Source organism: Halomonas sp. 3F2F, from assembly GCF_014897805.1.
GTDB lineage: Bacteria > Pseudomonadota > Gammaproteobacteria > Pseudomonadales > Halomonadaceae > Vreelandella.
Map to the genome: position 1 here is coordinate 18,603 of NZ_JABUZE010000106.1, position 11,498 is coordinate 30,100.

The 11,498-nt window shown below is 51.5% G+C and carries 9 protein-coding genes; 4 read left to right on the plus strand and 5 right to left on the minus strand.

What is annotated here, in order from left to right; translation table 11 throughout:
- Positions 1-133: 133 nt before the first annotated feature.
- Positions 134-1,792: a glycerol-3-phosphate dehydrogenase/oxidase gene (locus INT21_RS11885; RefSeq protein WP_193085224.1), complete on the plus strand. Its 1,659-nt coding sequence runs from the start codon at positions 134-136 to the stop codon at positions 1,790-1,792.
- Positions 1,793-1,870: 78 nt separating this feature from the next.
- Here INT21_RS11885 and glpK read toward each other — a convergent pair whose 3' ends face one another.
- The 4 genes from glpK to INT21_RS11905 form a co-directional block, all read right to left on the minus strand.
- Positions 1,871-3,355 (minus strand): glycerol kinase GlpK, encoded by a 1,485-nt coding sequence (gene glpK, locus INT21_RS11890; RefSeq protein ID WP_089038539.1) that lies wholly within the window; start codon positions 3,353-3,355, stop codon positions 1,871-1,873.
- A 164-nt stretch (positions 3,356-3,519) separates the two neighbouring features.
- Positions 3,520-4,278: a DeoR/GlpR family transcriptional regulator gene (locus tag INT21_RS11895; RefSeq protein WP_193085225.1), complete on the minus strand. Its 759-nt coding sequence runs from the start codon at positions 4,276-4,278 to the stop codon at positions 3,520-3,522.
- A gap of 125 nt (positions 4,279-4,403) precedes the next feature.
- Positions 4,404-6,254 (minus strand): SLC13 family permease, encoded by a 1,851-nt coding sequence (locus INT21_RS11900; RefSeq protein ID WP_193085226.1) that lies wholly within the window; start codon positions 6,252-6,254, stop codon positions 4,404-4,406.
- 247 nt (positions 6,255-6,501) lie between these two features.
- Complete coding sequence (locus tag INT21_RS11905; protein WP_089038541.1) at positions 6,502-7,479, minus strand: NADPH:quinone reductase; 978 nt, start codon at positions 7,477-7,479, stop codon at positions 6,502-6,504.
- 180 nt (positions 7,480-7,659) lie between these two features.
- On the opposite strand from INT21_RS11905, the gene INT21_RS11910 reads away from it, so the two are divergent.
- Positions 7,660-8,427 carry a glycerophosphodiester phosphodiesterase family protein gene (locus tag INT21_RS11910; protein ID WP_193085227.1) on the plus strand — a complete coding sequence of 256 codons (768 nt, stop codon included), beginning with the start codon at positions 7,660-7,662 and terminating at the stop codon, positions 8,425-8,427.
- 36 nt (positions 8,428-8,463) lie between these two features.
- A complete protein-coding gene (gene nfo / locus INT21_RS11915) occupies positions 8,464-9,339 on the plus strand; it encodes a deoxyribonuclease IV (RefSeq protein WP_193085228.1) in 876 nt (291 codons plus the stop codon).
- Here the strand turns inward: nfo and INT21_RS11920 are convergent.
- Positions 9,309-9,896 carry an XRE family transcriptional regulator gene (locus INT21_RS11920; RefSeq protein WP_319022698.1) on the minus strand — a complete coding sequence of 196 codons (588 nt, stop codon included), beginning with the start codon at positions 9,894-9,896 and terminating at the stop codon, positions 9,309-9,311. The two genes, nfo and INT21_RS11920, sit on opposite strands and share 31 nt — an antisense overlap.
- A 152-nt stretch (positions 9,897-10,048) precedes the next feature.
- Between INT21_RS11920 and INT21_RS11925 the strand changes: the two genes are divergently transcribed.
- Positions 10,049-11,257 (plus strand): benzoate/H(+) symporter BenE family transporter, encoded by a 1,209-nt coding sequence (locus tag INT21_RS11925; RefSeq protein ID WP_226930636.1) that lies wholly within the window; start codon positions 10,049-10,051, stop codon positions 11,255-11,257.
- The last annotated feature ends 241 nt before the right edge of the window (positions 11,258-11,498 follow it).

Consider the following 11,498-nt stretch of genomic DNA (forward strand, 5'->3'; position numbering starts at 1 on the left):
CTCAAAAACTAGGTTTCATCAGCGGCGAGCAAATAACAGCAGGGCTCGCTGGTCTACATAGGCTTATTGCTTTGTTGTCATGTTGAAACCGCTACCTAAACACGGGGCTTTTTCTTTGTTAATTGGAACCGCTATGAAACTGCGTAACCGGAATATCGAGAAATTGCACACTGACGACTTTGACGCACTAATCATCGGTGGCGGCATTAACGGCGCAGCAACGGCAGCCGCGCTTGCAGGCAAAGGCGCTAAAGTCGCCTTAATAGACCGCGGTGATTTTGCGGGAAGCACCAGTATGCACTCCTCCAACTTAGTTTGGGGAGGCATTAAGTATATGGAAAGCAAGGATTTCGCATTAGTACGCAAACTGTGCAAAAGCCGTAATCACTTGATTAAAAGTTACCCTTCTACCGTTCAGGAAATTCGCTTTCTGACTACCATCAGTAAAGGTTTCCGCCATTCACCCTGGTATTTGTGGGCAGGCACCTGGCTCTACTGGCTAATGGGAAACGGGTTTACTAAGCTGCCCCGCTTACTATCTCCCAAGAACATTAAGCAAGAAGAACCCATTATTGATATCGAAGGCTCAGTCGGTGGGTTTGAATACTCAGATGCCTACTTACACGATAATGATGCCCGATTTGTATTTAACTTTGTTCGCCATTCGCTTAACTATGGGGCAATTGCAGCCAATTATGTTGAGTCGCTTGGTGCTGAACGTGAAGGCCAGCACTGGGTAACGAAAGCGCGCAATGTCATGGATGGCAGCACATTCAATATCCGTTCCAAAGTATTAATTAATGCGGCTGGCCCCTGGGTAGACCAGCACAACGCACTTACCGGCGAGAAAACCACCCATCAACATCTTTACTCAAAAGGCATTCATCTGATCGTTCCGCAATTGACGGAAACTAAACGGGTACTGGCGTTTTTTGCCGACGATGGACGACTGTTTTTTGTCATTCCCATGGGGAATCGCACCTGCATCGGCACGACTGATACGCATATGGAACATCCAGAGGTGGATGTCACCGCTGAAGATATTGAGTTTGTATTGGAAAATATCAATAAGCGCCTAACGTTAGAAAAGCCGCTTAGCCAAGACGATATTATTTCAACACGCTGCGGTGTTCGGCCCCTGGCTATCAAAGCAGACCAGGGTGACGGCGATCGCGATTTTCTCCAGCTGTCGCGTAAACATGTCATCGATACCAATGCGGATAGCGCCCACATTAGTATTTTTGGGGGTAAATTAACCGACTGCTTGAATGTAGGTGATGAAATCGCAGAAGAAGTGGTCCGCCTAGGTGTCAATCTCAGCGATATCAACTATCGCTGGTACGGTGAGCCACCAGAGCCTGTCAAACAGCAGTTTATGGACCAAGCTAAACGGATGAATCTAGATGCGATGACCGCACCAACGTCTACCGAGCCGCTCTCTTCCCGGCTATGGCGGCGTTATGCAGAACAGGCCATGCAAATGCTAGAAAAAATTCGTCAGGATCCTGCGGAAGCCGACATTCTCATTGAAGGTACCGAATATATTCGCTGCGAACTAGAGCATGCCCGAGACCACGAAATGATTACGCAACTGGAGGACTTCCTGCGCCGAAGAGCCAAAGTGTCACTGGTTGTTCACCATGAACAGCTGCGCCACTCTAAGGGGCTGAAAGAAGCTTGTCGTGTCCTCTTCGGAGACCAAGCGGAAGAACGCTTTGCTACCTACTTTGCTGAAAATCGTGACACCTCACAGCCTTTCGTTGCACAAGCAGAACCACAGAACACTCACTGATTAACCATCAACAACATTAAAAAGCCGCTATCATCGCGATAGCGGCTTTTGCCTATTTGAAGTAGCCAATAACGGTTGTTAATTACAACGCACGCGATTCACGGCATCTAGCCAACCCTGATACAACGCCTCCCGAGTCGATTCTGGCATTTTAGGTGTAAAGCTCTTTTCGCAACGCCAGAGTTGCTCTATTTCTTCAAGCGTGTCATACCAACCCAAACGCAAGCCTGCCAAATAAGCAGCTCCAAGCGCTGTCGTTTCAAGAATAGTCGGTCTATCCACCTGGACATCGAGCATATCGGCTAAAAACTGCATCACCCAACTGTTTTTCACCATGCCACCATCGACACGTAGGTTACCAGGCGTGGCTTCCATATCGTCGTTCATACAGTGCTGAAGGTCACGGGTCTGGTAACACACCGCCTGGAGCCCCGCTGCAACGATTTCGGCAATACCAGTATCCCGAGTGAGGCCAAAAATTGCCCCTCGCGCTTTAGGATCCCAATGGGGCGCACCCAAGCCAGTAAAGGCCGGCACCAAGTAAACGCTATGTCCGCTGCGGGTTTCTTTAGCAAGCGCTTCTGTCTCTGACGCATCCGCAAACAGGTTCAACCCATCGCGTAGCCACTGCACAGTCGCCCCAGCAACGAAAATACTGCCCTCCATCGCATAGGTCGGCTTGCCATTAATTCGGTAACCAATGGTGGTTAGCAGACGATTTCGTGATACCGAGGGTGTATCCCCGGTGTTAACGATCATAAAACACCCGGTGCCATAGGTGCTTTTACCCATTCCTGGCTGAAAGCACGCTTGACCTACTAGCGCAGCCTGCTGATCCCCTGCTACACCCGCAATAGGGATAGCCGCCCCTAACCAATCTGCGTCAGTGGTGCCAAAATCATCGCTGGAATCTTTTACCTCGGGCAGCATGTTGGCAGGAACGTCAAACAACGCTAACAGCTCATCGTCCCATGTTTGATTATGGATATTAAAAATGGCTGTTCGCGATGCGTTGGTGGCATCAGTGACGTGTTGCTTGCCATTCGTTAATCGCCAAATCAAAAAGGTATCGATAGTGCCAAAGAGTAGCTCACCGCGCTGCGCACGCTCGCGGGCCCCTGCTACATTATCGAGTATCCAGGCGAGCTTGGTGGCAGAGAAATAGGGATCTATTAAGAGGCCTGTTTTCGCTTGTACTGCCTCTGTATGCCCTTGGTCACGGAGTGTTTGACAAAGTTCAGAGGTACGCCGATCCTGCCAGACAATCGCATTATAGAGCGGCTTACCCGTCTCTCTATCCCACACCACCGTGGTTTCACGTTGGTTAGTAATGCCAATTCCATCAATCTGCTCTGGCGAAATATTCGCCTTTTCTAATACCTCACGACAGGTGGCGAGGACAGTCTCCCATATATTTTCGGGATCATGCTCTATCCACCCATCTTGAGGGAAGTGCTGAGGAAATTCCTGTTGGGCAACCGCCTCTATTTGGCCTTGGCGGTCAAATAAAATGGCGCGCGAGCTGGTCGTACCTTGATCGATGGCGAGAATAAAGGAGGACATATCACGTTCACTTTGTTGTAGGTTCTTTCGGTTTTGTGTGTTTTGTTTCGCTTTATTATCATCCAAGGCTACTCTAGCCGCCCCAAATGCTCAAGTATGAAACTACTCTCCTTCACTCTTAAACGCGTCGAGGGCCGTGCTCCGCCTTAGCTTACGCATCATGCTTAAGCGATATGCAACGCGACACCGTGCTGCGATAACAGCTGCAGAATCGACTCTGGAGGCTTCCGATCAGTGAACAGAGCATCGAGCTGGGAAATATTCCCTTGGCGCACCACCGGATTACGATGAAATTTTGAGTAATCTGCGGCGAGATAAATGCGTCGCGAATTGGCAATAATCGCTTGAGCAACGCGTACTTCCTGGTAATCAAATTCAAGGAGCGAGCCATCCTCATCAATACCGCTGATCCCGATGATTCCGTAATCCACTTTAAATTGATTGATAAAATCGATAGTGGCTTCGCCGATAATACCGCCATCGCGAGAGCGAACTTGCCCGCCAGCAATAATCACCGTGAAGTCCTCTTTGTGCTGAAGAATGGCGGCCACGTTCAGATTATTGGTAATGATTTCTAAGCCCTGGTGCTCAAGCAAGGCCTGGGCGATCATCTCGTTACTGGTGCCGATATTAATAAACAGTGAGGAGTGATGAGGAATTTGCTGCGCCAGGCAGTGAGCAATCCGCTCTTTCTCTTCTAAATGTAGCGTTTTACGCGTGCTGTAGGCGGTGTTAACAGTGCTCGACTCTATTCCTACACCGCCATGCACACGACGAACCCGCCCTTCGTTTGCTAGCGTATTTAAATCACGCCGAATGGTTTGTGGCGTCACTGCAAAGTGATCGGTCAGTTGCTCAATGCTCATATAGCCATGCTGGCGTACTAGCTCGACGATAGCATCTTGGCGAAACTGTTGGTTCATAAGCTCGGCCTATTCGTTATTTATTAGTGTTTAAGAGCTGTTCTCTATGAGCTATAGAGTAGCAAATTTTCGAAATTTAATAATACGAACATTAAGCTCTCATTTTTCGCCAAGTACCTGCTCGATTAGAGCGGCCAGACCCATAAAATGGCAGGAATAGCGACCACCATCACCACTAACGAAAGTGGAAGGCCTAGCTTCCAATAATCACCGAACTGGTAACCACCCGGGCCTAACACTAGCGTATTGGACTGGTGGCCTATCGGCGTTAGAAAGGCGCATGAGGCGCTGACAGCGACCACCATTAGAAAGGGATCGAGTGATGCATCAAAACCACTCGCAAGACTGGCGGCAATAGGCGCCATCAACAACGCGGCTGCGGCGTTATTGACCACGTTGGAAAGTAACATCGAGAGAATAAATAGCCCTGCTAATGAAACAGTGATGGGCCACTCAACACCAAATCGTAGTAGCGCATCAGCAATAATTTCAGCGCCACCGCTCGTTTCAAGCGCTTCCCCCACCGGCAGCATGGCCGCCAGGAGAACAATAACGGGCCCATCAATGGCTTGATAACCTTCTCTCAGCGGCAGCACTCCTATCAGCAGTGATATCAACGCCGCGCTACTCATAGCAACAGCCGCAGGAAGCAAATCAAACAGCATCGCCATAATGGCGAGGGCAAAAATACCGATCGACAGCGCCAACTTTCGCGGTTGCCCTAAGTGAAGCTCACGGTTAGCCAGCGGCAAACACCCAAGGGTCGCTAAGCTATCGGCGATTTCGTTTTCACTTCCTTGTAACAGCAGTACATCACCGGTTTGAAAACGAATGTCCCGAAGACGCTGCTTTAAACGCCCTCCATCGCGGGCCACCGCCACTAAATGCAGCCCGAACTGCTGGTTTAACCGCAGCTGGCGTACGCTTCGATTGACCATCATTGAATCGTTACGCACCACCGCTTCAATCAGCTGCAGACCTTCCGTATCGACAGGCTGGCGCTCATCCGAGGGCTGTGACTCTGCATTTTCACTATCAGTCTCATCACTGTCTTTCTCATCTTTTTCGGATTCCGCAATCGCGCTCAGCCCTACTTTGTCTTCCAGCAGCTTAAGTTCATCAGGCCCTGCTTCCAGCAGCAAAATATCCCCTTCCCGAAGCACCCCGTGAAATGAGTACCCGGCGCGGCGATTATCTTCTCGTACCACAGCAAGAACCGGAATAGCCTCCTCTAGCTCATCATGTAGTTGCTGGAGTGTCAGACCATTAGCCTTTGACACTTCTGAAACCTTTAGCTCAACCAAATAATTAGCAGTATCAAACATTTCTTCGGTTGAAGCCTGCCCACTGCGCTTAGGCGTTAAGCGCCAGCCCACAAGCACAATAAACGCCAGGCCGACTAACGCAACAGCAACCCCCACCGGGGTAAAGCTGAACATGCCGAAGTTTTCACCGGTGATATTACCCCGGTATGTGGCAATAATAATGTTAGGTGGCGTGCCAATCAGCGTGGTTAAGCCTCCCAGCAATGAACCAAACGCCAACGGCATTAATAACAGCGACGGGGATGTGTTGTGCTCTCGAGCAAGCCGCATGGCAACGGGCAACAGTAACGCCAGTGCCCCTACGTTATTCATCACCCCAGAAAGCACCACGACCGTACCCACTAATACCAGCAACTGCAGTAGCAGCCGTTCACCTACTTTGAGCACTTGATTGGCGATAATATCGACAACACCCGAGCGCTCAAACCCTCGGCTAATGACCAATACCGCGGCCACCGTAATCACCGCCGGATGCCCAAAGCCTTTAAAAGCTTCATCAGTGGGCACAAGCCCAAGCATTACCGAGCCGAGCAACGCCGCAAGCGCAACGAGATCATAGCGAAATCGCCCCCACATAAAAGCGGCAAGCGTTAATCCCAAAATGATAAAAACCAACGTGCTAGGCGCAAGCCCAATGCTTTCCATTGTCATGCGGTGTCCCTCTCCTTTGTGGGTACGCTCGGCTGAGGCGCCAACTCACTAGCAACACAGTAGATGATGACTATACGGCCGTATAGCCCCAGAAGCGCAGAGCAACAAAAGAACGTTGGAGCAATAAAATGCCTGGCGTGGCCAGGCATTCATAAAAAGTGATTAAAGAACTACTAAGCCACGCAGCTCACTCCATGTTGCCAAAATGGCGGCAAAGCGTGGCCGTTTAACCAGGCGCGTAAACGTATTAAGGCAGTAGCACGGTCGAGCCCGTTGTTTGACGGCTTTGCAGGGCATCTTGAGCCTTTCCTGCGTCCTGAAGCGGGTAGCGATTTGCTACGTCAATACGAAGTTTGCCGCTTTTGATCATGCCAAAAAAGTCATCGCACATCATTTCAAAGCGTTCACGGGTGTCAGCATAGCCGTTCAAACTTGGGCGGGTTACAAAGAGCGCGCCTTTTTGGTTCAGAATACCTATATTCACCCCGTCTACGGGACCAGACGCATTACCAAAGCTGACCATTAGCGAACGAGGCTTCAGGCAGTCTAACGACATTTCCCAGGTATCTTTTCCTACGGAGTCATAAACCACATCGCACATTTCGCCATTGGTTAGCTCACGCACCCGCTCTACCACATTCTCTTCGCTGTAGTTAATCGTTGCCCATGCACCGTTGGCCATCGCCAAGTCTGCTTTCTCTTTTGAGCTAACCGTCCCAATCAGCTTAACACCAAGTGCCTTGGCCCACTGGCAGGCAATCGAGCCAACACCTCCAGCAGCGGCATGAAAAAGAATGGTTTCACCGCCCTTTAGCTCATAAGTTTGCCGCAGCAGATACTGCACGGTTAACCCTTTCAGCATACTGGCCGCAGCGGTTTCAAAATCAATAAAGTCCGGCAGCTTAATCACCTTGGCCGCTGGCAAGGTATGCATCTCTGCATAGGCACCCAATGGCCCTTGTGCATACGCTACCCGGTCACCCTCTTTTAGATGGGTAACACCTTCGCCCACAGCGTCGACAATCCCTGCACCTTCGGTGCCTAATCCAGAAGGCATAGATGGCGCAGGATAGAGCCCGGTACGAAAGTAGATATCAATAAAATTCAGGCCCACCGCTTTATTAGCAATACGCACTTCACCGCTGCCAGGTGCCTTAGGCGCTGTGTCGACCCACTCCAATACATCTGAATCGCCCGTTTTTGAAAACTGAATACGTTTAGACATCTGGGCAAACTCCCATTGTTAATTACTGGACACACATTAGCAGGCTATCCAACCGCGTTGTGCGCCTCAAATCAAGCGATTAGCCAGCCATACAGGACATATTGCTGTCATGCACCCATGCTAGACTATCTGAAAAATGTTGATAACAATGCTTATCGATTACTCTAAAACGGACAGACTATGACGCACCCAGCAATCTGTTTGCCTACGCTTATAGCCCATCGCGGATACTCAGCCGCTGCACCTGAAAACACCCTAACGGCAGTGCGTGCCGCTCATCAAGCGGGCATTACTTGGGTGGAATTAGACGTTCAACTATTGGGCGATGGTACCCCTGTCATCTGGCATGATGGCGATATTAGCCGCTGCTCCGATAGCCGTGGCAACCTCGCTAACCTGACGTGGCAGCGTGCGCAACAGCTTGACGTCGGCAGTTGGTTTGGCGATGCGTTTGCAGGTGAAAAGATGGCCAGTCTAGAGGCCATGCTGGCGCTATTGAACGAACTCAATATGGGGGTGAATTTAGAGATCAAGGTAAACAAAGGCCGTGACCCCATCGCCTTGGTGGATACCGTCTTACCAATCGTATTAGCAACACTGCCCGCCGAACGGCTGATTGTGTCCTCGTTTGATGCCCGAGCGTTAGCTCGATGCCGCCACTTTGCACCCAAAGAAGCCCTCGCGCTGGGCGTACTGTTTGGCAGCACACCTCCAACTTGGCGTGACCAGTGTGAAGCCATCGACGCCTTTAGCATTCACCCTCATTGGCCGCGCTTAAAACACACACAGGCTGCTGCCATGCGCCGAGATGGCTATGAAATTTTATGCTATACCGCCAACGACCCCAGCGCTTTTGAAAGTCGCTGGGGCTGGGGAGTAGCCAGCGCGATTACTGATGAGCCTGAAGCATTTCAGCGCTATTTGAATAATCGACGTCGACACGGTTAAATTCGTCAATACTCACTACTCTACCTAAGGAAGACTATGCACTATCTTGGTGCCCACGTAAGCGCCGCAGGTGGCGCGGATCAAGCAGTGTTCCGTGCGGTAGAAATTGGCGCAAATGGCTTTGCTCTGTTCACCAAAAACCAGCGGCAGTGGAAAGGTAAACCGCTGACCGACGAGGCCATTGCGGCGTTTAAACAAGCCTGCCAAACCCACGGTTTTGGCCCAGAACAAATTTTACCCCACGACAGCTACCTGATTAACCTAGGCCACCCGGAAACCGCTGGGCTTGAAAAATCACGCGCGGCGTTTTTAGACGAAATGCAGCGCTGTGAGCAACTAGGTCTCACGTTATTGAACTTCCACCCTGGCAGTCATCTGAACAAAATCAGCGAAGCCGACTGCCTGAAACGCATTGCAGACTCCATCAACGAAGCATTGCTAGCTTCAAAAGGTGTCACGGCGGTGATTGAAAACACCGCCGGGCAAGGCACTAACCTCGGCTGGCGCTTCGAACATTTAGCGGAGATTATTGCCCAGGTCGATGATAAAACCCGTGTTGGCGTTTGTATTGATACCTGTCACGCCTTCGCCGCCGGATATGACCTACGTACCGCCGAGGCCACCAAAGCAACGTTGGATGAGCTAGGCAAGGTGGTCGGCTTTGAGTATTTACGCGGTATGCATTTAAACGATGCCAAGAGTGCCTTCGCCAGCCGTGTAGACCGCCACCACAGCCTGGGTAAAGGCAATATCGGCCTGGGCGCGTTCACAACGATCATGCAAGACGAACGCATTCATGACATACCGATGATTCTGGAAACCGTCGAACCCGGCATTTGGGCTGATGAAATCAACTGGTTACGTGCTCAAGTACCCGGTACTCAAGTGCCTGAAGCAGCGCCTGGCAAATAGTGAATCACATCGTGAAAACGTAGCCGCGTCGTAGCGCTGTTACGCATGGCGTGGGGTCGGTCAGCAAAAAAACGCAGCCCCTCGCCGGCTCGTAGCGTTTGCCAGCGCTCGTCAATGCGTAGCTCCATCTCACCCTCGACAACGACGATGTGCTCTACCACACCGCTGGCGTGGGGAGACGACTCACTGATCGCCCCTGGCGCTAGCTCAATCATAAACATTTCAAAACCCAGCAGCGGGTCGTAAGGGAAAAGCAGCCGCGCTTGCATCCCGGCGCTATCATCGCCCCAAACGGACTCCCAGCCATCTCTGTGTAGTTCGCCTAACGCAGGCTTGTCACCATCAAACAGGGTTGAAAACGACACCCGAAAACCACTCGCGATCTTCCAAAGCGTTGAGATGGTAGGGCTAGACTCACCACGCTCTATCTGTCCCAGCATGGCTTTACTCACCCCCGTTTCACCTGCCGCGCGATCTAGGCTCCAACCACGCTCTTTACGTAGTTTTTTAACGGTTCCCGCAATGTGCTCGGCAATGGTATGAGGATCACTCACTATGCGGTTCTCCATAGAATTTATGTGTCGTAGTTTACCTATCCGAACAGCGATGAACACCGGCGATGCCAATATTGTGCGCTATAACGCACAGTGATAGTCTGGCAGCATTGTGCGCTATAGCGCACGCCACCCAACGTAAACGAGGTAACACTATGGAGGCGCCACCCACCCTACAGCCCGCAGGAAGCCATAGAACTCCTTTCTGGCGAGACATTAGCCTCTCGGCCGTCACTGCAGGTTTCGTTGCTGTCACTATCGGCTATACAAGCTCAGCGGCCATCATTTTCCAGGCGGCAGCCGCGGCGGGCGCCAGCACTGCGCAAATCAGCTCTTGGCTGTGGGCATTGGGCATTGGCATGGGCATTACCTCGATAGGACTATCGCTGCGCTACCGCATGCCTTTATTGACTGCGTGGTCAACGCCAGGCGCGGCGTTTTTGGCAACTAATCTTCCCGGCATTCCACTTGATGAAGCCATCGGTGCCTTCCTCTTCTCCGCGCTGCTCATTACGCTCTGCGGCGTAACAGGTTTATTCGAGCGCTTGATGCGCTATATCCCCAGCGCAATCGCCTCGGCTCTACTGGCAGGTATTCTGCTGCGCTTTGGCCTAGAGCTGTTTAACGTTATGGAAAGCCAATGGCTGCTACCACTGGCCATGTTGGCCGCTTGGGTAGCAGGTCGGCGCCTATGGCCAACGCTCGCAGTGCCTGGCGTGCTGTTAATCGGCATTGCTATTGCCCTTTGGCAGGGTCAACTTAACGTACACAGCATTCCGTTAGCACCTACCGTACCGGTTTTCACTGCGCCTACCTTTTCGCTGACAACGCTGATCAGTATAGGCATCCCCCTGTTTGTCATTACCATGGCGACTCAAAATTTACCTGGCGTAGCCGTGCTACGGGCAGCAGGCTATCAGCCAAACAGTTCGCCGCTCATTAGTTGGACAGGGGCTGCAACGCTTTTACTTGCGCCCTTCGGTGGCTATGCATTCAATATGGCGGCCATTAGCGCCGCGGTATGCATAGGGCCTGATGCCCATGCGAACCCTCTTAAACGCTATACCGCAGGCGTTGCAGCGGGCGTGTTCTATATCGCGATGGGCATCTTTGGGGGCACGGTTACTGGAATCTTCAATGCGCTTCCCAGTGTCCTAGTTATGTCGCTGGCAGGGATAGCGTTACTGGGCACATTAAGCGGTGGGTTAGCGAATGCATTTGAAAATAGCGGGCAACGAGATGCCGCCATTGTTACCTTTTTACTTACCGGCTCTGGCATCACCTTGTTAGGTATCGGCGGCGCATTCTGGGGGCTTGTGGCGGGCTTGGTGGTACTAAAGCTGACAAAGGCTGCAAATCATTAGCGGTATGTTATTCATGCAATAACTATTCATGTGATAACAATACGATAAAAAATGCCCTTAGAGCGTTCACTCTGGGGGTGACGCCACCCTAGCCCTTCGGGTCGCCCGCGTCATTCCCCCAGCCCGTGCCACTTCGTCATTCCCGCAGGCCCTTAGCGGGAATCCATATTGACCTGGGGTTTCGGGCTGCGGTAGGACCAAGGTCAAGGTGGATTCCCGATAACCCCACTCGGGAATGACG